This is a genomic window from Haloarchaeobius iranensis (assembly GCF_900103505.1).
Classification (GTDB): Archaea; Halobacteriota; Halobacteria; order Halobacteriales; family Natrialbaceae; genus Haloarchaeobius; species Haloarchaeobius iranensis.
The window spans coordinates 58,361-77,419 of record NZ_FNIA01000006.1 but is presented as its reverse complement, the minus strand read 5'-3'; the positions used below and the strand labels follow the sequence as shown (position 1 = coordinate 77,419).

The 19,059-nt window shown below is 67.4% G+C and carries 21 protein-coding genes; 12 read left to right on the top strand and 9 right to left on the bottom strand.

Annotated features, from left to right (window positions below; all coding sequences use genetic code 11):
• Nucleotides 1-13 precede the first annotated feature (13 nt).
• The 5 genes from BLT27_RS06745 to BLT27_RS06725 are packed head-to-tail and all read left to right on the top strand — an operon-like array spanning nucleotide 14 to nucleotide 5,161.
• Nucleotides 14-598, top strand: a complete 585-nt coding sequence (locus tag BLT27_RS06745) for a V-type ATP synthase subunit E (RefSeq protein ID WP_089732283.1) — start codon at nucleotides 14-16, stop codon at nucleotides 596-598.
• Nucleotides 595-1,656 (top strand): V-type ATP synthase subunit C, encoded by a 1,062-nt coding sequence (locus tag BLT27_RS06740; RefSeq protein ID WP_089732282.1) that lies wholly within the window; start codon nucleotides 595-597, stop codon nucleotides 1,654-1,656. Before BLT27_RS06745 ends, BLT27_RS06740 begins: the two co-directional genes overlap by 4 nt.
• Complete coding sequence (locus tag BLT27_RS06735; RefSeq protein WP_089732281.1) at nucleotides 1,653-1,976, top strand: V-type ATP synthase subunit F; 324 nt, start codon at nucleotides 1,653-1,655, stop codon at nucleotides 1,974-1,976. Before BLT27_RS06740 ends, BLT27_RS06735 begins: the two co-directional genes overlap by 4 nt.
• A gap of 3 nt (nucleotides 1,977-1,979) precedes the next feature.
• Nucleotides 1,980-3,749, top strand: coding sequence for an ATP synthase subunit A (locus BLT27_RS06730; protein WP_089732280.1), 1,770 nt, complete (start codon nucleotides 1,980-1,982; stop codon nucleotides 3,747-3,749).
• A 2-nt stretch (nucleotides 3,750-3,751) separates the two neighbouring features.
• Nucleotides 3,752-5,161: an ATP synthase subunit B gene (locus BLT27_RS06725; RefSeq protein WP_089732279.1), complete on the top strand. Its 1,410-nt coding sequence runs from the start codon at nucleotides 3,752-3,754 to the stop codon at nucleotides 5,159-5,161.
• Between the two features lie 53 nt (nucleotides 5,162-5,214).
• On the opposite strand, the gene BLT27_RS20385 is transcribed toward BLT27_RS06725, so the two are convergent.
• Both BLT27_RS20385 and BLT27_RS06720 read right to left on the bottom strand, forming a co-directional pair.
• On the bottom strand, nucleotides 5,215-5,340 hold the full coding sequence (locus BLT27_RS20385; protein WP_281241452.1) for a DUF8143 family protein: 126 nt from the start codon (nucleotides 5,338-5,340) through the stop codon (nucleotides 5,215-5,217).
• A 105-nt stretch (nucleotides 5,341-5,445) separates the two neighbouring features.
• Nucleotides 5,446-5,895 (bottom strand): RDD family protein, encoded by a 450-nt coding sequence (locus tag BLT27_RS06720; protein WP_089732278.1) that lies wholly within the window; start codon nucleotides 5,893-5,895, stop codon nucleotides 5,446-5,448.
• A 152-nt stretch (nucleotides 5,896-6,047) separates the two neighbouring features.
• On the opposite strand from BLT27_RS06720, the gene BLT27_RS06715 reads away from it, so the two are divergent.
• Together BLT27_RS06715 and BLT27_RS06710 are read left to right on the top strand one after the other, a co-directional pair.
• Nucleotides 6,048-6,731, top strand: coding sequence for a V-type ATP synthase subunit D (locus BLT27_RS06715; RefSeq protein WP_089732277.1), 684 nt, complete (start codon nucleotides 6,048-6,050; stop codon nucleotides 6,729-6,731).
• Nucleotides 6,732-6,773: 42 nt separating this feature from the next.
• A complete protein-coding gene (locus BLT27_RS06710; RefSeq protein WP_089732276.1) occupies nucleotides 6,774-7,166 on the top strand; it encodes a DUF6276 family protein in 393 nt (130 codons plus the stop codon).
• Between the two features lie 124 nt (nucleotides 7,167-7,290).
• Here the strand turns inward: BLT27_RS06710 and BLT27_RS06705 are convergent, their stop codons facing one another.
• The 3 genes from BLT27_RS06705 to prf1 all read right to left on the bottom strand — a co-directional run bounded on the left by BLT27_RS06705 (nucleotide 7,291) and on the right by prf1 (nucleotide 10,017).
• The gene (locus BLT27_RS06705) at nucleotides 7,291-8,055 is read right to left on the bottom strand and encodes a helix-turn-helix transcriptional regulator (RefSeq protein WP_089732275.1); all 765 of its coding nucleotides are present in this window, start codon (nucleotides 8,053-8,055) and stop codon (nucleotides 7,291-7,293) included.
• Nucleotides 8,056-8,100: 45 nt separating this feature from the next.
• Complete coding sequence (locus BLT27_RS06700) at nucleotides 8,101-8,709, bottom strand: hypothetical protein (RefSeq protein WP_089732274.1); 609 nt, start codon at nucleotides 8,707-8,709, stop codon at nucleotides 8,101-8,103.
• 66 nt (nucleotides 8,710-8,775) lie between these two features.
• Complete coding sequence (gene prf1, locus BLT27_RS06695) at nucleotides 8,776-10,017, bottom strand: peptide chain release factor aRF-1 (RefSeq protein WP_089732273.1); 1,242 nt, start codon at nucleotides 10,015-10,017, stop codon at nucleotides 8,776-8,778.
• Between the two features lie 260 nt (nucleotides 10,018-10,277).
• On the opposite strand from prf1, the gene minD reads away from it, so the two are divergent.
• Nucleotides 10,278-11,216, top strand: a complete 939-nt coding sequence (gene minD, locus BLT27_RS06690) for a cell division ATPase MinD (protein ID WP_089732272.1) — start codon at nucleotides 10,278-10,280, stop codon at nucleotides 11,214-11,216.
• A 53-nt stretch (nucleotides 11,217-11,269) separates the two neighbouring features.
• Nucleotides 11,270-11,401 carry a hypothetical protein gene (locus BLT27_RS20380; protein ID WP_281241451.1) on the top strand — a complete coding sequence of 44 codons (132 nt, stop codon included), beginning with the start codon at nucleotides 11,270-11,272 and terminating at the stop codon, nucleotides 11,399-11,401.
• A 1-nt stretch (nucleotide 11,402) separates the two neighbouring features.
• Here BLT27_RS20380 and argS read toward each other — a convergent pair whose 3' ends face one another.
• Both argS and BLT27_RS06680 read right to left on the bottom strand, forming a co-directional pair.
• Nucleotides 11,403-13,157, bottom strand: coding sequence for an arginine--tRNA ligase (argS, locus tag BLT27_RS06685; protein ID WP_089732271.1), 1,755 nt, complete (start codon nucleotides 13,155-13,157; stop codon nucleotides 11,403-11,405).
• Between the two features lie 47 nt (nucleotides 13,158-13,204).
• The gene (locus BLT27_RS06680) at nucleotides 13,205-13,429 is read right to left on the bottom strand and encodes a hypothetical protein (protein WP_089732270.1); all 225 of its coding nucleotides are present in this window, start codon (nucleotides 13,427-13,429) and stop codon (nucleotides 13,205-13,207) included.
• 109 nt (nucleotides 13,430-13,538) lie between these two features.
• Between BLT27_RS06680 and twy1 the strand changes: the two genes are divergently transcribed.
• On the top strand, nucleotides 13,539-14,516 hold the full coding sequence (twy1, locus tag BLT27_RS06675) for a 4-demethylwyosine synthase TYW1 (RefSeq protein WP_089732269.1): 978 nt from the start codon (nucleotides 13,539-13,541) through the stop codon (nucleotides 14,514-14,516).
• On the opposite strand, the gene BLT27_RS06670 is transcribed toward twy1, so the two are convergent.
• Together BLT27_RS06670 and BLT27_RS06665 are read right to left on the bottom strand one after the other, a co-directional pair.
• Entirely contained in the window at nucleotides 14,510-14,833 is a 324-nt protein-coding gene (locus BLT27_RS06670; protein WP_175526406.1) for an ATP-binding protein, read from the bottom strand. The genes twy1 and BLT27_RS06670 overlap by 7 nt on opposite strands.
• A 28-nt stretch (nucleotides 14,834-14,861) precedes the next feature.
• Nucleotides 14,862-17,444, bottom strand: coding sequence for a PAS domain S-box protein (locus BLT27_RS06665; protein ID WP_089732267.1), 2,583 nt, complete (start codon nucleotides 17,442-17,444; stop codon nucleotides 14,862-14,864).
• A gap of 202 nt (nucleotides 17,445-17,646) precedes the next feature.
• On the opposite strand from BLT27_RS06665, the gene BLT27_RS06660 reads away from it, so the two are divergent.
• Together BLT27_RS06660 and ribB are read left to right on the top strand one after the other, a co-directional pair.
• Complete coding sequence (locus BLT27_RS06660; RefSeq protein ID WP_089732266.1) at nucleotides 17,647-18,351, top strand: DUF120 domain-containing protein; 705 nt, start codon at nucleotides 17,647-17,649, stop codon at nucleotides 18,349-18,351.
• Nucleotides 18,335-19,051: a 3,4-dihydroxy-2-butanone-4-phosphate synthase gene (gene ribB, locus BLT27_RS06655; protein ID WP_390255063.1), complete on the top strand. Its 717-nt coding sequence runs from the start codon at nucleotides 18,335-18,337 to the stop codon at nucleotides 19,049-19,051. The genes BLT27_RS06660 and ribB overlap by 17 nt, the downstream gene beginning before the upstream one ends.
• Nucleotides 19,052-19,059 lie beyond the last annotated feature (8 nt).

Genomic DNA, 19,059 nt, shown 5'->3' with positions numbered 1-19,059 from the left:
CCCCCTTCTTACAATGACCTTGGAAACAGTCGTTGAGGACATACGAGAGGAAGCCCGCGCGCGTGCGGAGGAAATCCGCGGAGAGGGCGAAGCGGAGGCCGAGTCGCTCGTCGAGGCGGCGGAGGCGGACGCCGAGGAGACCCTCGAAGCGGCCGAGCGCCGGGCGGAACGGAACGTCGAACAGGAACGCGAACGCGAACTGTCGAGCGCGAAGCTCGAGGCCAAGCAGATGCGCCTCGAGGCGCGCCGGGACGTGCTCGAATCGGTCCGTGACTCCGTCGAGGAGGCCATCGTCGACCTCGAGGGCGAGGACCGCGAGGAGCTGACCCGTGCGCTGCTCGACGACGCCGCGACGGAGTTCGAGGACGCCGACGGCGTCCTCGTCCACGGCCGCGCCGACGACCAGGCGCTCGTCGAGGAGATACTCGCCGACTACGACGGCTACGAGTGGGCCGGCGAGTACGACTGCCTCGGCGGCGTGGTCGTCGAGAGTGATGAGAGCCGCCTCCGAGTCAACAACACGTTCGACTCGGTGGTCGAGGACGTCTGGGAGGACGAACTCAAGGAAATCAGCACCCGACTGTTCGACGAGCAATGAGCAAGAGCGACAGCGGTTCCAATCCGGAGTACGTCAACGCCCGGGTCAGAGCGCGTCGTGCGAAGCTCTACGACGACGAGGACTACCGCAAGCTCGTCCGCATGGGGACCGGTGAGATCGCCCGCTACATGGAGGAGTCCGAGTACGAGACCGAGATGAACGCACTCGGCTCCCGCTACAGCGGCGTCGACCTCATCGAGTACGCGCTGAACCGCAACCTCGCGAAGCACTTCGAGGACATCCTCGACTGGTCGGGTGGGCAGCTGTACGACCAGCTCGCGGCGTACCTGCGCAAGTTCGACGCGTGGAACCTGAAGACGATTCTGCGCGGCGTGTACGCCGACTCGGCGAGCGAGGAGATCGAGGCCGACCTCATCCGGGCCGGCGAGTTCGACGACGCGTTCCTCGCACGGCTCCTCGAGGTGCAGGACATCGAGGGCATCGTCGAGCTCTGCTCGGGCACCATCTTCGGGCCCGGGCTGGACGAGGCACTGGAGCAGTACCAGGAGACGCAGGCACTCGTCCCGCTCGAGAACGCCGTCGACCGCGCGTTCTACGAGCACCTGCTCGACGACGCCGGGCGGGTGACGGACGTCGACAGTCCGGCAGCGCTCTACCTGGAGTTCCTCCAGGCGGAGATCGACTTCCGGAACGTCCGGAACGCGCTCCGGCTCTCGCGCAGCGGGGCCGACATCGACCCCGCGGAGTACTTCATCGAGGGCGGTCGGCTGTTCGACGCGGACGAGCTGACCCAGCTGGTGACGAACACCGACGAACTCGTCGCCCGAATCCGCGACAGTGCGTACGGAGACGACCTGTCCGCGGCGCTCAACGAGCTGGAGGAGGCCGAGAGCCTCATCGGGTTCGAGAACGCGCTCGACGCGGCGCTACAGGAGTACGCGGACCACTTCTCGAACTCGTTCCCGATATCGGTAACCCCGGTTCTCGCGTACATCATCGCGAAGGAGCGGGAGACCGACAACATCCGCGCCATCGCACGCGGCAAGGAGGCGGGACTGAACGAGGACGAGATCGAAGCGGAGCTGGTCACGATATGAGCCAGGAGATAGCCGTCATCGGCAGTCCGGAGTTCACCACCGGATTCCGGCTGGCTGGTGTTCGGAAGTTCGAGAACATCACGCCGGAGGAGAAGTCGGACGAGCTGGACGACGCCGTCCGGTCGGTCGCGCGGGACCAGGAGGTCGGCATCGTCGTGATGCACGCGGAGGACCTCGACTACCTCTCGCGCGAACCACGCAGCATCGTCGACACGAGCGTCGAGCCGACGTTCGTGACCGTCGGCGGTGACGCCGGGAGCAGCGGACTGCGCGAACAGATCAAACGAGCCATCGGCATCGACCTGATGGAGGAAGACTGATACATGAGCCAAGCAACAGATTCGGAGGCCGTTCGCGAGGACGGCGTCATCGAGAGCGTGAGCGGTCCGGTCGTGACCGCCACGGACCTCGGGGCCAAGATGAACGACGTCGTCTACGTCGGTGACGAGGGCCTGATGGGCGAGGTCATCGAAATCGAAGGGAACCTGTCCACGATTCAGGTGTACGAGGAGACCTCGGCGGTCGCGCCGGGCGAACCCGTCGAGAACACGGGCGAGCCGCTCTCCGTGGACCTCGGGCCGGGCATGCTGGACACAATCTACGACGGCGTTCAGCGCCCGCTCGACGTCCTGCAGGAGAAGATGGACTCGGCGTTCCTCGACCGCGGTGTCGACGCGCCGGGTATCGACCTGGAGAAGACCTGGGAGTTCCAGCCGGAAGTCGAGGTCGGTGACGAGGTCGAACCCGGCGACGTTGTCGGTGTCGTCGAGGAGACCGTCACCATCGATCACAAGGTCATGGTGCCGCCGGGCTACGACGGCGGCGAGGTCACGGCCATCGAGGCCGGCAACTTCACCGTCGAGGAGCCGGTCGCCGAGTTGGACAGCGGCGAGGAGATCCAGATGCGCCAGGAGTGGCCCGTCCGGCGGCCGCGACCGAGCGCCGACAAGCAGACCCCGACGACGCCGCTGGTCTCCGGCCAGCGCATCCTCGACGGCCTGTTCCCGCTCGCGAAGGGTGGGACGGCCGCGATTCCGGGCCCGTTCGGCTCCGGGAAGACAGTCACGCAGCAGAGTCTGGCGAAGTTCTCGGACGCGGACATCGTCGTCTACATCGGCTGCGGCGAGCGCGGCAACGAGATGACGGAGGTCATCGACGACTTCCCCGAGCTGCCGGACCCGCAGACGGGGAACGCGCTGATGGCACGGACTTGCCTCATCGCCAACACGTCGAACATGCCGGTGGCGGCGCGTGAGTCCTGTGTGTACACGGGCATCACCATCGCCGAGTTCTACCGCGACATGGGTTACGACGTCGCGCTGATGGCCGACTCCACCTCGCGGTGGGCCGAGGCCATGCGCGAGATCTCCTCCCGGCTGGAGGAGATGCCCGGCGAGGAGGGCTACCCCGCGTACCTCGCCGCGCGCCTCTCGCAGTTCTACGAGCGGGCCGGCTACTTCGAGAACATCAACGGCACGGAGGGCTCCATCTCGGTCATCGGGGCAGTCTCGCCGCCGGGCGGTGACTTCTCCGAGCCGGTCACCCAGAACACGCTGCGTATCGTCAAGACGTTCTGGGCGCTGGACGCCGACCTCGCGGAGCGTCGGCACTTCCCGGCCATCAACTGGAACGAGTCGTACTCGCTGTACCAGGATCAGCTGGATCCCTGGTACCGAGAGAACGTCGCGGAGGACTACCCCGAGGTTCGGCAGTGGGCCGTCGACACCCTCGACGAGGAGGGCGAGCTCCAGGAGATCGTCCAGCTCGTCGGCAAGGACGCGCTGCCGCCGGACCAGCAGCTGACGCTCGAGGTCGCGCGCTACCTGCGTGAGGCGTGGCTCCAGCAGAACGCGTTCATCGAGGTCGACCAGTACTGCCCGCCGGAGAAGACCTACGGTATCCTCACGGCGATCAAGCACTTCAACGACGAGGCGTTCGAGGCGCTCGACGCCGGCGTGCCGGTCGAGGAGATCCAGAACATCGACGCGGCACCGCAGCTGAACCGCATCGCGACGACTGAGGACGAGGAGGCCGAGGAGTTCACCGACGAGCTCGAGGCCGACATCACGGAGCAGCTCCGGGAGCTGTACTAACAATGAAGGAGTATCAGACAATCACGGAGATCAGCGGTCCGCTGGTGTTCGCCGAGGTCGACGAGGATATCGGCTACGACGAGATCGTCGAGATCGAGACCCCGAGCGGCGACATCAAGCGCGGTCAGATCCTCGAATCCAGCAGTGGCCTCGTGGCCATCCAGGTGTTCGAGGGAACCGAGGGTATCGACACGAACTCGTCCGTCCGCTTCATGGGCGAGACGATGAAGATGCCCGTCACCGAGGACCTCCTCGGGCGGGTGCTCGACGGCTCCGGCAACCCCATCGACGGTGGGCCGGACATCGTCCCCGACGAGCGTCGGGACATCGTCGGCGCGGCGATCAACCCGTACGCTCGCGAGTACCCCGAGGAGTTCATCCAGACGGGTATCTCCGGCATCGACGGCATGAACACGCTGGTGCGCGGCCAGAAGCTGCCGATCTTCTCGGCGTCCGGGCTGCCGCACAACGACCTCGCACTCCAGATCGCCCGGCAGGCGACCGTGCCGGAGGAGGACGAGGGCGAGGACGAGGACGGCGGCTCCGAGTTCGCAGTCGTCTTCGGCGCGATGGGTATCACCGCCGAGGAGGCGAACGAGTTCATGGACGACTTCGAGCGCACCGGTGCGCTGGAGCGCTCGGTCGTCTTCATGAACCTCGCGGACGACCCCGCAGTCGAGCGGACGGTCACGCCGCGACTGGCGCTGACGACCGCCGAGTACCTCGCCTTCGACAAGGGGTACCACGTGCTCGTCATCCTGACGGACATGACCAACTACTGTGAGGCACTGCGCGAGATCGGTGCCGCACGCGAGGAGGTCCCGGGTCGCCGTGGCTACCCCGGATACATGTACACCGACCTGGCGCAGCTGTACGAGCGCGCCGGTCGCCTGAAGGGCGTCGAGGGCTCCATCACGCAGATCCCCATCCTCACGATGCCGGGTGACGACGACACGCACCCGATTCCGGACCTGACCGGCTACATCACCGAGGGACAGATCATGATGGACCGCGACCTGGAGAGCCAGGGCCTGAAGCCGCCGATCAACGTCCTGCCCAGCCTCTCCCGGCTGATGGACGACGGTATCGGCGAGGGGCTCACCCGTGCGGACCACGGTGGCGTCTCCGACCAGCTCTACGCCGCGTACGCGGAGGGCCAGGACCTGCGCGACCTCGTGAACATCGTCGGTCGCGAGGCACTGTCCGAGCGTGACAACAAGTACCTCGACTTCGCGGACCAGTTCGAGTCCGAGTTCATCGACCAGGGCTTCGACACGAACCGCGACATCGACGAGACGCTGAACATCGGCTGGGACCTCCTCTCGACGCTCCCGAAGACGGAGCTCAACCGCGTCGACGAGGAGCTCATCGAGAAGTACTACCAGGAAGACGCAGAGGCCGTCGAGGCCTGAACTCGGGATTCTACTCTCTCTCCGTTTCGACGGCCGACCAGCGGTGGGTCCGGTCACCGCCGGCTGTCGCCGTCGTCGGTGTCGTTTCTGACCTGCCGTTCCGCGTCGGCGCGGTCCAGCACCTCGCTCTCGCTCGTTTCGGACTGGATGAGCGCGTAGAGCACAGGCGGGCCGACCACGCCGAGCTGTACGAGGGGGTCTCCGACGGCGACCTGGCCGACCTGTTCCTGGGATAGGTCCGTCCGGACGGCATCCGAACTGATTGACCGGTGCGTCTTGGAGGGTTACGTGGCCTGACGGACGACGACGGTGTCCGCAGCGATGTCGCCGACCCGTTGGCCCGTCTCAGACCGCCGTGCGACGTACCAGCCGAGCAGGTACATGGTCGGGGCGAAGTCGACGACGAGCAGGACGTTCCTGACGACGGCTCCCCGCCAGGTACACGGGGACCCATCCGAACTCCGGACGGTTATCCCGCGAGCAGCTTTCCCGAGGGTCCGTCCGTAGATCGCCTCCATCCCGGTCTTGTAGAGGAAGAAGACGGGCACGTACAGCACGCCTGAAAGGAAGAGGATGCCCGTGAGTGCTGTCGGGTCCGGGACGAGGAATACGCCGACGAAAGCGACTGCGACGATGAGAGCCCACGCGATGGCGTGGTCCACGAGGACCCCCTGCAATCGCGGTCCCGTCACACTGGGGACCGTGTCCATCTCCGGAGACGGATGTTGTTCCATCAATGCGTGGTGCTGTGGGGTGGAAGCATACCTCTTCTGCTTCACCGGTCCGACCGAGGTCGAACCGCGTCCCGAACACCTCCACACACGGTACGCACGCGTACGGGGACAATCGTAAAGGGTTAACAGGCTGGCCGCGCAAGCCTCACCTAATGGCCAAGGACGTCAAGCCCACTCGCAAGAACTTGATGGCGATAGAGGACCGCATCGAGTTGTCCGAGCGGGGCCACGACACGCTGGAGCAGAAGCGCGACGGCCTCATCATGGAGTTCATGGACATCCTCGACGAGGCACAGGACGTCCGTTCGAACCTGGAGTCGGACTACGACACCGCCCAGAAGAAGATCAACATGGCGCGGGCCATGGAGGGCGACGTCGCGGTCCGTGGGGCTGCGGCCGCGCTGAAGGAGCACCCGGAGATCACGACCGAGTCGAACAACATCATGGGCGTCGTCGTCCCGCAGATCGAGTCCTCGAAGGTGAAGAAGTCGCTGGGCGAGCGTGGCTACGGCGTCCTGGGCACGTCCGCCCGCATCGACGAGGCCGCCGAGGCCTACGAGGAACTGCTGGAGAGCATCATCCTCGCCGCGGAGGTCGAGACGGCGATGAAGAAGATGCTCACCGAGATCGAGACGACCAAGCGCCGTGTCAACGCGCTGGAGTTCAAGCTCCTCCCCGAGCTCAAGGAGAACCAGGAGTTCATCGAGCAGAAGCTCGAGGAGCAAGAGCGCGAGGAGATCTTCCGCATGAAGAAGATCAAGGACAAGAAGGAGGCCGAGGAGGACGAACTCGAGGCCGAGGCGGAGCGCGAGCGAGAGGCCGTCAGCGCGGACTGACGCCGGCCTAGATTTTAGAGGTATCCCCGCCTTGTGGGGCGTATGCAATGTTCGAACTGTCGCTCCGACACCGTCGCGTTCGCCGTCCCCGACGACGTCTCGGAGTTCGCGCCCGGGAACGGTTCTGCGGCGGCCATCTGTACGTCCTGTCTGAACGTGTTCGCCGTCGAGTCACCCGACGATGACGCCGACCTGTCGGCGGTCAGCGAGGCGTTCGCGGTCGACGAGGAGGCGGCCGTGGAGATGGCGCTCGTGGTCGGCCTGCTCTCCTCGCTCGCGCTGAACCGGTCGAAGATCGAGACGCTGCTCGAGCACGTCGAGGACCGCGGAGTGGACCCGATGCTCGTCCTCGAGGAGCTGCAGGCGGACACGAGCCTGCAGCCGGCGGTCGCCATCGGCCGTCGCCGCAGTCAACTCGAGCAGCTCATGGGTTGACAAAGTTTTTTGTACCAGAACTCGGCCGGTGAGCGTCCTCGTCGGAAGGTAAGGCTACTTCGACACTCGTCATAGCGACCAGTGCCGCGCGATGCGGCGGCAGACAGGGCGGGTCGTCGACGGACTACGGGGGAACAGTCTCGGCACGCGCGCTGTACCTGTCGAACAGCCCGGTCGCCCACTCGACGGCGGCCCGGTTCTCGTTGAACAGGATGCCGGCGAGTCTGGACGAGGGGCCGTAGACGAGCACCACGGCCACGGCCCAGTCGTCGGCGAAGCCCACGCCGAGGCCGAATGGGAGGTGGTCGACCACGCCCATCTCGAAGCCGGCCTGTTTCATCGGGGGAATTTTGTCGCCGAGGTTCGACTCCAGATGACCGGCCATCTCGCGGGTGAACACGAACGAGAGGTCCAGTCCCTCCTCGACAACCTGGTCGTGGAAGAACTGGCCGAACCCCGTCCCGGTGTCCATCGCGGACATCCCCAGATACCGGTCCGACCGACGTATGACGTCCTTCAACCGGTCCAGCGGCGCGGCCGGCGACGGCGGTTCGGCTCGCTCGACCTCGACACCGGCGAGCATCTCGCGGCCGAGGTCGCCGTCGTCCGCCAGCAGGTCGAGCAGCGGCCCGGCACGGTCCACGCCGTCGAGCTCCGCCACGTGTGCGGCCCGCGACTCGGCGGCGAGCCGCCCCGAGACCGTCGCCGCGTAGCCGCCGTTCGTCCGCTCGACCAGCCCGACCGCCTCGAGGTCGCGGATACCACGGTCGACGGTCGAGCGCGAGGCGTCGACGCGCTCCTCGAGGGCCCGCTTGTCCAGCGGTTCTTCGACCAGCAACGCGAGCAGGTCGCTGCGCCAGTGCAACGTCCGTGCCAGCTCGTCGACCATTCAGTCAACAGGGTTGGTGTGGACCGACTTACAGTTGGTGGGTGGTCACTCGCCGGAGTCGTACTGGTAGTCCAACTCGTAGTATTCACTGTCAATCCGGATATATATCGGATGAAATCCCCTATCGACGGTGAGACCGGAGACGAATCGGTACGTCTCAGCTGCTGACTCGTTAATCGGCGCGGCTTCGAACTGGCCGTTCGCGGCCGCCTGACGGAGCACTTCTCGGACGGTCTGGTTCGTAGTCGACTGGTCGATTTGTGCAACGAGATCGTCGAGGACGATTTCACATATCGCTTCCCGCGTGTCGACGCTCGCTACCAGCGAGAGCTGGTAGTCGTCAGCACCGTCTCGATGTCGAATCTCGACGTGGTGGTACCGGTCCTGACCCTCCAGATATAGTTCCTTCCGCCCGGTAAAATCGACGATTGCGCTGTCCTCTCCTGCGATGACCCGCTTCGCTGCATCTTCCTCGGGTGGTCCAAGTACTTCCAGTCGCTCTGTCGCCTGTTCGCAGATTTCCGACTCGGTCACCGGCTCGGCTTCGAGGTGGAACTCCGAAGAGTCTGGGCCGAGCCCGAGGAATTGACAGCCGGCCAGTCCGACCGAAGCGAGAAGCGACCAACCGGCGGCAATCACCGTTCTCCGTCGCATTGATTCAGGACTCCCGAGAACCTGTAAAAGTCTTGTGTGGTCCGTCTCCGGACCGGAGAATCAGCTTTAGACGCCAGTAGAGTACCGCAGCAGACCCGCGATACCGCCGAAGGCGTTGTAGAGCTGGTCGCCCTTCTCGAAGTCGGTGGAGATGAACTTCGTGTCGGTGCCGCGCTGCTCGGCGATGTTGATGAGGAACTCGATGGCGTCCTCGCGCTCCTCGGCCTCGACCTCGGTGCCGTCGTCGCAGGTGTGGGTGGGCGTGTTCTTGCGCGAGTCGATGAGCTCGTACTCCTCGGTGCCGTCGGGGCAGTCGTAGGTGACGACGTCCTTGCGGAGGTCCTCGGAGATGAGCAGCGTCTCGACGGAGCCCATGACGAGGTTCTCGCGGGTCGGCTCGAAGCCGTAGGTGGCCTTGTTGCCGTCGTGGAGCTGCTTGAAGAAGTCCTGCATGAGCTCCTTGTCCTCCATGATCTCGGCGTCGGCGAGCACGTCCTCGGCGGCGTCGACGAGGTCGTAGAGGCCGGACTCGTCGGTGTAGGCCACGTCGAACTTGCCGAGCACCTTGTCCTGGAGCTCGTGGTGGAGGTAGTCGCCGTCGAGGAACTCGTCCTTCGTCGGGGAGGGGCCGCCGACGAGGACGCCCTGCAGGTCGTGGCGCTCGGGGACGAACAGGTCGTTGGCCATCTCTGCGACCTCCTGGTAGAAGTTGTCGATGGCCTCGAGGCGCAGGCGGGCGAACCGCTGTGCTGACTGGCCACCCTTGCGCTGCTTGCCCGGAACCAGCGAGGAGGCTGACTTCACGGGCTCGACGCGCTTGCCCCGGAGCCAGCCGACGTTGGCCTCGCGCCGGTCGAGCACGATGAGGCCGTAGAGGCCCTTGTCCGCGAGCATGTGCTCCAGCGGCTCGGTGAGGAACGCCGAGTCGCAGTGGTAGCGGAACGACTCGACGGACTGGGGCGGGCCCTCCAGGACCTTCGTGACCATCTCGGTCTGGCCACCGCCGGAGTTCACCGCACCGGAGAACAGCACCATCCCGTTCTCCGGTGGGTTGTCGTAGTACCGGAGCCGGTCCTTGATGCTGGTGAGCGCGTCCTGGACGTTCGTCCGGGTCTGCTTGGACTTGATGTTCGACGCCTCGCTGTGCTCCTGGGTGACGTGGGCGACCACGTCACTGATCCGTCTGTCCTCGGGGACGTAGATGGTGACGAGCTGCGTGCCCGACCCCTCGTACTCGTCGAGTTCCTCGATCACCTTCCGGAACTCGTACTTCTTGCGGTCGGACTCCTCGCCCTCCTGCTGACTCATTGGAGGTTCTAGGCCCCGCTGGCGGTAAGTAACTGTTCCTTGCCCGGCAGACCCTCGCATGCGGGTGATTCTCGGCGTGGCCTCGTCGCACGGTTTTTACATGAAGCCGGGGCCAGACGCGGTGTGACCTGACGACGGTCCCCCGGTGGCCGAGGCGGGTGCGCGGCGACCCCCGGGGGCGTGCGCTGATCGCCGCCTGCTCGCGACGCCGGAGCCGTGGCTTCATGTTTTATTAGTCGTCCGTGACTCTGTTCAGACACATGAACACGCAGGAGACGGTGTACGCCATCGCCAGCGGCAAAGGCGGCGTGGGCAAGACCACGACGACGGTGAATCTGGGCACCGCCCTCGCGGGGGCAGGCAACCGCGTCGTGATCGTCGACGTCGACCTGGGCATGGCGAACCTGGCCGGATTCGTGAGCCTCTCGCCCGAGGACACGACACTCCATCAGGTCCTCGCTGGCGAGGCCGACGTGACGGAGGCAACGTACGAGCTCGCGGACGGGATCTGGGCGGTCCCGAGCGGCATCGGGCTCGACAGCTACGCGTCCGTCGAGACGGAGAACCTCCGCGAGGTCGTGGCGGAGCTCCGCGACCAGTTCGACTACGTGCTCCTCGACGTCGGCGCGGGCGTCAGCCACGAGACGGTGCTCCCGCTCGGGCTGGCGGACGCCGTCTTGCTCGTCTCGACGCCCGAGCCGGCGTCGGTGCAGGACGCACAGAAGACCTGCGACCTGGCGGACCGGGCCGGTGGCACCATCGCCGGGGTCGTTCTCACCCGGACGCATCCGTCGGGCGACATCGACCACGAGGGCATCGCCGAGAAGCTCGACCTCCCCCTCCTGGTGACCATCCCCGAGGACCCCACCGTACGCGAGAGCGTCTATGCGGGGACGCCGCTGGTTGTCCACGACCCCAAGAGCCCCGCCTCCCGGGCGTACCGCTACCTCGCGGCTCGGCTCGTCGGCGAGGCGGACCCCGAGGACAGGCCGACGTTCGAGGGGGCGTCGGAGTCGCCCGCGCGGTCCGAGTCACAGCCACCCCAGCGCGATGCTGACGGCGACGACACCGAGCAGGGCGGCGCCAGCGCCGCGAGCGAGGACGACGTCTCCGCGGCCATCTCCGAGATCGACGCGGACTCCGAGACTGACGGTGGGCAGCCGCGTATCGACATCCCGGACGCCGAGTCGGACACGTAGGCTGACGGCGGCGACTGGAAACCGTTATGGGTCACCACGTCGGAGTATCGGCCATGGCAAACGACGATAACTCGGTTCCGCTCTCCTGGATACTGTTGTTCGTCGCACTGGCACTGGGCGCCGGCGTCGCTGCGGTCATCTTCGCCGGCGGAAGTCTGATGGCGTGGACCGCACCCCTGTTCTAACTCACATCGAGCGCGGCGCAGCTACGCCCAGCGTCGAGAGCGCGTTCGCGATGGTGTGCCGTGCCGCTGCGACCAGCGCGATGCGGGCGTCGCGGACGGCCTCGTCGTCCGCACCGAGCACCTGACACTCCCGGTAGAAGGCGTTGAACGTCTCCGCGAACTCGCGAGTGTAGGTCGCGACGGTGTGGGGCTCGAGGTCGTCCGCGGCCTCGTCGATGATGCCGGGGAACCGCGCGATGACACGGAGCAGGTCACGTGACTCCTCGCGTTCGAGGACGCCGGCGTCGACCGCCTCCGGCACGGAGTCGACCTCGTCGAGGATACCACAGCAGCGCGCGTGGACGTACTGGACGTACGGCGCGGACTGGGCCTCGAAGTCGAGCGCCTGGTCCCACTCGAACGTGATGGCCTTCGTCGGCTGCTTGGAGACGATGTCGTAGCGCACGGCCCCGATGCCGACCTGGTGAGCGATGCGCTCGACGTCCGCTTCGGTGAGGTCGTCGTCGCGGATGCGTTCCTCCATGCGGGTCTCGACCTCGTCACGGGCGCGGTCGATGGCCTCGTCGAGCAGGTCGTCGAGGTCGACGCCGGTGCCCGCGCGGGTGGACATCCCGAGCCCGCCGGGGAGGTTGACCCACGAGAAGATGACGTTCTCCAGCTGGTCGACGTCGTTGCCGAGCAGGGAGAGCGCCTGCTGGAGCTGGTCGGCCTGGAGCTTGTGATCTTCGCCGAGGACGGTGACCGCGCGGTCGTAGTTCTCGAACTTCCACTCGTGGTGGGCGAGGTCCCGGGTCGTGTAGAGGCTGGTGCCGTCCGAGCGCAGGAACACCAGCTGCTTGTCGATGCCGTACTCGCTCAGGTCGAGCTGCCAGGCGTCCTCCTCGTAGACCGCCTCGTCGAGCTCCTTGAGCCGGTCGACCAGGTCGTCGGTTGAGCCGTCGAACATGAACTGGCTCTCCTTGACGAACCGGTCGAACTCGGCGGGGAGGCGTGCGAGGCACTCCTGCATCCCCGAGAGCACCTGGTCGACGACCTCGCTGACGCGTTCGAAGGTATCCTCGTCGCCGGCTTCGAGGCCCTGCATGATGCCCTGTATCGCGGCCTCGGCTGCCTCGACCTCCTCGTCGGGGCCATCTTCGAGGAACGCGTTGCCCTTGCGGTAGTAGCGCACGAGGTCGTACTCGATGCGGTCGCGTGCAGGCTCCGAGCCGAGGTCCGCTTCGTCGAACGTCTCGTAGGCCCACGTGAACACGGCCATCTGGCGGCCGGCGTCGTTGACGTAGTAGTGGCGTTCGACGTCGTAGCCGGCGAAGTCGAGCACGTTCGCGACAGCGTCGCCGACGATGGGGTTGCGGGCACGGCCGACGTGGACGGGTCCCGTCGGGTTCGCGGAGGTGTGCTCGACGACGACCGACTCGTCGCGGTCGGGGAGGTGGCCGTAGTCCTCGTCCTGTGCGGCCGACAGCGTCGCGTCGAAGTACGCCTCGCTCGGCAGGAAGTTGACGTAGGGGCCCTGCGTGGTGACCGCGCCGACGTACTCGAACGTGTCGGGGTCGATCCCGTCGGCGATGTCGGCGGCCACCTTCGGCGGCGGTGCGCCGACCTCGCCGGCCAGCCGGAAGGCGACGCTCGACGCCAGCACGGCGTCGACGTCTTCCGGCGGCTCTTCGATGCCGAGGTCGTCTGTCGGAAGGTCGAGCGCGTCGAGGGCGTCCTCGATGGCGGCCGCGACCTCCTCGCGGACGGCGATGAACATACCGCCACGTACCGCTGGCGACTGTAAAGGGGTTTCTGAATGCGATATCAGGTCTCGGCCGTGACGGCGACGGCCTCGCCGGAGTCGTCGTCGCCGCGGGTCAGCAGCCAGAGCAGGATGGCCAGCCCCTCCAGCCGCGCGGCAGTGTACACCCAGCGTCGGAGCTCGACGTCCTCTGACGTCGTCGCGAGCCGCATCCAGAAGTCGACGAACCGACGTGGCGCGAGCAGTTCCGCCAGCCCGAGCAGTCCGAGGAGCGTTCGAACGAGCATACGTCGACGTACGTCACGCCGTCACATGAACTCTCCCTCCGACCGGTCCGAGGCCCCCGGCGTGCCGAGGGAACGGATTCTTTAGGACTGGAACCCGTCGACCCGTGCAATGAGCGAGTCCGACGGCCCGATGCAGGTTGACGACCCGGACTACCACAGCGTCAACCACACCGCGGCCCAGACCTGCGGCTGGACGAAGAACGCGCTGACGGGCGACGGGAAGTGCTACAAGTACGCCTTCTACGGCATCGAGTCCCACCGCTGCATGCAGATGACGCCGGTCGTCAAGTGCAACGAGCGCTGCGTGTTCTGCTGGCGCGACCACGCGGGTCACGCCTACGAGCTGGGCGACGTGGAGTGGGACGACCCGGCGGCGGTCGCCGACGCCACGCTCGAGCTCCAGCGCGAACTGCTCGCGGGGTACGGCGGGAACGACGAGGTCCCCCGCGAGGTGTTCGAGCAGGCGATGGAGCCGCGACACGTCGCCATCAGCCTGGACGGCGAGCCCACCCTCTATCCCTACCTGCCCGAGCTCATCGACGAGTTCCACGCACGCGACATCACGACCTTCCTCGTCTCGAACGGCACCGCTCCCGAGATGCTGGCGCGCTGTGACCCGACCCAGCTCTACGTCTCCGTCGACGCGCCCGACCGGCACACGTTCGACAACGTGGTCAAGGCCGTCGAGGACGACGCTTGGGAGCGCCTCGTCGACACCATGGACGTACTCGCGGCGAAGGACGAGACCCGCACCGTCCTGCGGACGACGCTGGTGAACGGCGAGAACATGCGCGACCCGGACTGGTACGCCGCGTTCTACCGGCGCGCCAGGCCGGACTTCGTGGAGCTGAAGGCGTACATGCACGTCGGTCACTCGCGCGGCCGGCTCGACCGGTCAGCGATGCCCGACCACGAGGACGTGCTCGCGTTCGCCGAGGACGTCGCCGCCCACATGCCCGAGCACGACGAGATAAAGGACGTGCCGAGCTCCCGGGTCGCCCTGCTGGCTCGGGACGCGGACACCTGGGTGCCGAAGCTGCGGAAGGACAGCGAGTTCTGGGCGCAGGACCCGCTCGTCGACTACTGAGGGCGGAGCCACAGCACGACGCCACTGCCCCGTTCCGGCGTCTCGAACGCGAGATTCCCGCCGAAGCTCTCGACGACCCAGTTGACTGCCCAGAGCCCCAGGCCGCTGCCGTGCTGGGGCTGGGTGATGTCGCGCTCCTGCTCCGGGATGCCCGGCCCGTCGTCGGCGACGCGGATCTCGACGGCCGTGTCGGTCGTCTCGACGGACATCTCGACCGACGGCTGGTCGTTGTGGTCGACCGCGTTCTCGATGGCGTTCGACAGCGCGAACACGAGCCGGCGGTCGGCGACCGCAGTCGCCGAGTCGGGTGCCGACACCCTGATCACCGGAAGTAACGCTCCTGGCCTACGCGGGGTGCAGCCTGAGCTCGACCGCAGCGCCGGCCGCGTCGTCGGTGAACGTCAGCTCACCCCCGAGCGAGCGGATCGCCGTCGCGACGATCCAGAGCCCGAGCCCGCTGCCGTGTTCGAGCTGGGTGATGTCGCGCTCGCCGGCGACCAGCGCGCGTTCGTGCGACGGGATGCCCGGGCCGTCGTCGCGCACGGTGACGAGGACGGCGGTCGACTCGTTTCGCACGTCGACGACGATCTCGGGCTCGCCGTCAGACGCGTGGTCGACCGAGTTCTCGACCAGGTTCTCGATGGCGAGCTCGAGCCGGTAGTCGGCGACCGCGTCCGCGCGCTCGGGGAGGTCGACCCGGATGGTCGCCGCGGGATAGCGCGTCCGACACCGGTCGACGACGGACCGCACACGCGAGACGATGTCGGTCGTATCGACCGCGGGGTAGGTCTCGTCGGCGACGACACGTTCGAGCGTTCGGGCCTTCGCGCTCAGGTTCTCGATCTCGGTGATGGCGTTCTGGAGGTCGGCCACGGCCTGGCTCCCGGTCTCGTCGGCCAGCCGGTCGGCGTGCCCGCGTGCCAGGGTGAGCTCCGTGCGAAGGTTGTGCCGCAGGACCGTGTGCAGGACCTGGAGGCGGCGCTGCCGGTCCTTCTGGGCGCTGATGTCGGTGTAGATGGCGTAGCCGGCCCGCGTCCCGTTCTCGCGCTCGTAGCTCACCCCGCGGAAGAGGAAGTCACGCTTGCCCGTCGCGGTGAGACGAGTGACCTCCTCGGTCACGACCGGCTCCCGGGTCGAGCGCTGGTCCAGTCGGCGCGCCCGGTCGCGCTCCCCGTCGGGGACGATGAGGTCGTTGAGCGAGCCACCGACGACCACGTCGCTGTCGTAGCCGAAGACGCGCTCGAACGCCTGGTTGACCCGGGTGACGATTGGTTCGCCGTCCTCGAAGCGGGCCTCCGAGACGGGGTCGGGGATGTGGTCGAACAGGTTCCGGAACCGCGCGTTCTCGGCCTCGAGCTCCTCCCGTGTGCGCTTGAGGTCGGAGATGTCGCGGACGACGCCGACGGTGCCGGCGAAGCGCCGGTCGTCGCCGTCGGTCAGCACCGCGGAGTCGATCTGTACCGGGACGAGCTCGCTCCCGGCGGTCTCGAGGCGGACCTCGAAGGTCTCGTCGTCGCTCTCGGTGCCCGCGACGAGCCGCTCGATGCGGTTCTGGACGTAGCTCCTGTCGGCTGGTGCGATGAACCGGGTCGGGTGCTCGTCGAGTATCGTCTCGCGCTCGTAGCCGAGGAACTCGGCCAGCGGCCGGGTGAGGTAGTCGAGCCGGCCGTGTTCGTCGAGGACGTACACCATGTCGTTGACCGTCTCGAGGACGCGCTCGTACTGCTGGAGCGTCGTCTCGCGGTCGGCCCGCTCGAGCCCGGCGGTCGCGTTGGCGGCCAGCACTTCGAGGACGCCCCGACGGAGGTCGTCGAACTGCGCGGGGTCGCTCGCACCGACGGAGATGACGCCGAACCCGCCGAGGGGCAGGTAGCGCGCCGCCGACACCGAGCCGAGGTCGACCGCGGTCTCGACCGTCTGGTTCCGGCTGAACGCGCGCCCGACGTTGCCCTCGTCGGCGTCGTAGGTCGGCCGCGTCGGCATCTCCTCGACGACCGTGGCCGTCCGGCTGACCAGTTCGAGGGTCTCCGTCTCCTCGTCGTACAGCCTGACGGCGACGTAGTCGAAGCCGAGGACGTCACGCGCCGCCTCGACGGCGATGTCGGCGACGGCGGTGCTCCCGTCGGCGGCCATGAGCCGACGGGTCGTGTCGAGGAGTCCGTCGAGCATCCGTTCCCGCTGTTTCTGCTCGGTGATGTCGCTGAAGAAGACCGACAGCCCCGCCTCGTCGGGGTAGGCCGACACCTCGAACCACGCGTCGAGCGGCTCGAAGTACTGCTCGAACGTGGCGGTCTCCTGTCGGTCCATCGCCTGCTCGTACCGGTCGAGGAACGGCTCCGCGTGGGGGGTGTCGTACACGTCGGCGACCGGCTGTCCGATGAGGTCGTCCGGGTCGGCGGCGAGGAGGGCGGCCGCCCGGCTGTTGACGTAGCTGAAGCGGCCGTCGTCGTCGATGGCGAAGAAGCCGTCGTCGATGCGCTCGAGCAGGTTCTCGCCCGCGCTTGAGGTTGATGCCGCCCCCGCGTCGCTCGCTCGACCGCCCTCGGCGTCGGCTGTCGCCCCGTGTTGGTCGGTCGTGGCCGCGACGACGGCGTCCGTGAGCCGGTCGCCGTACGCGTAGGTGTCGGCACCGAGGAGGGTCGCGTCGCTCGCGACCGCGCCGTCCGGTTCGGGCGTCCAGAGGATCACCGTGACCGACGGTGCGGCCCGGCGGAGCGCTCGCAGGACCGCGAGGCCGTCCAGACCGGCGTGGTGGTCGCAGACGACGCAGGACGGGTCGTCGGCGAGGGCACGCTCCGCGACCTCGGCCGGGTCGTCGTCGGCGTGTGCCGGCACAGACCTGACGGACCGGCCGCCGAGGGAGCGCGCTCGTCGGTCGCCGTCCGCTGGCGTCACCCGGACGATGGGTGACGTCGTCGCTTTACTCACTTATCGGACACGAGTGTGGATTCGAGTTAACGGTTCTGGCCTGTGCCGCGCCGTGACCGACGCGCTTTAGTGATATCGCGACAACTTTCCACACGAGTCTTGTTTCTACGCGACCGTCACGACTGCGTGACGGTGCTATAACGAAGATGTTACGCATACCGTATTCGGTATGCTTATCCGGTGCGAGTTCCAAGCCCAGCCTATGTCAGAGACAGCGTCGTACGCGGTCGGTCACGACGAACTCGCCGTCGCGAAGCTCCTCGCGCTCGACGGCGCCATCGACGGCGAGGTGAAGGTGTCCTGTTCCGGGCTCGCCGGACGGCTCGACGCCTCCACGCAGACCGCCTCCCGACGCCTCCAGCGACTCGAGGACGCCGGCTACATCACCCGCGAGACCGTCAGCGACGGCCAGTGGGTCCAGCTCACCGACGAGGGCGAGCGCGCCCTCCGCGCCGAGTACGAGGACTACCGCCGCGTCTTCGAGGGCGAGACGAGCGTCGAACTCGCCGGCGTCGTCACCAGCGGGATGGGCGAGGGACGCCACTACATCTCCCTGCCCGGCTACATGCGCCAGTTCGAGGAGAAGCTGGGCTACGAGCCGTTCCTCGGCACGCTCAACGTCGACCTCGACGACGAGAGCGTCCGCCGGCGCACCGCGATGTCCGCCATCGAGCCGGCCCACATCGACGGCTGGGAGGACGACGAGCGCACGTACGGCCCCGCGGTCTGCTACCCCGCCACCGTCGAGACCGCCGACGGGACCACCTACGAGAACGCACACACCATCGCCCCCGAGCGCACCCACCACGACGAGGACCAGCTGGAGGTCATCGCGCCCGACAAGCTCCGGGACGCGCTCGACCTGGGAGACGAGGCCGAGGTGACCATCCATGTCAGGGAGCAGTGAGATGACCCGGTCACAGCACCACGACGGCGACGTCGACGCCGACGTTCCCGTCGACGCCGACGACGTGGACCGCGCGGTCGCGGCCTTCCGCGCCGGCGAGCCCGTCGCCATCCACGACGCCGCCGACCGCGAGGGCGAGACCGACCTCGTCTACCCCGCCCACGGCGTCACGCCCGCCGCCGTCCGCCGGATGCGCAACGACGCCGGCGGCCTCGTCTGCGTCGCGCTGCCCGACGCCGTCGCCGACGCCTTCGACCTCCCGTTCGTGCAGGAGACGCTCGACCACCCCCTCGCCGCCGACCACGAGCTCGACTACGACGAGCGCTCCTCGTTCTCGCTGACGGTGAACCACCGCGACACCTTCACCGGCATCCCCGACGAGGACCGCGCGCTCACCATCACGAAGCTCGCGGAGGCCGCGGCCGACCCCGACGGCTTCCCGTTCGTCGAGGAGTTCCGCGCCCCCGGCCACGTCCACCTCCTCCGGGCCGCCCCCGGCCTGCTCGACCACCGCCTCGGCCACACCGAACTCGGCGTCGCGCTCGCCGAGGCGGCCGGCGTCGCCCCCGCCGTCGTCGTCTGCGAGATGCTCGACGACGAGACCGGCGGCGCGCTCACCCCTGCCGACGCCCGCGCCTACGCCGACCGCGAGGGCATCCCCTACGTCGAAGGGGCCGACCTCGTGGCGCGGCTGGGCTGACTGCGGAC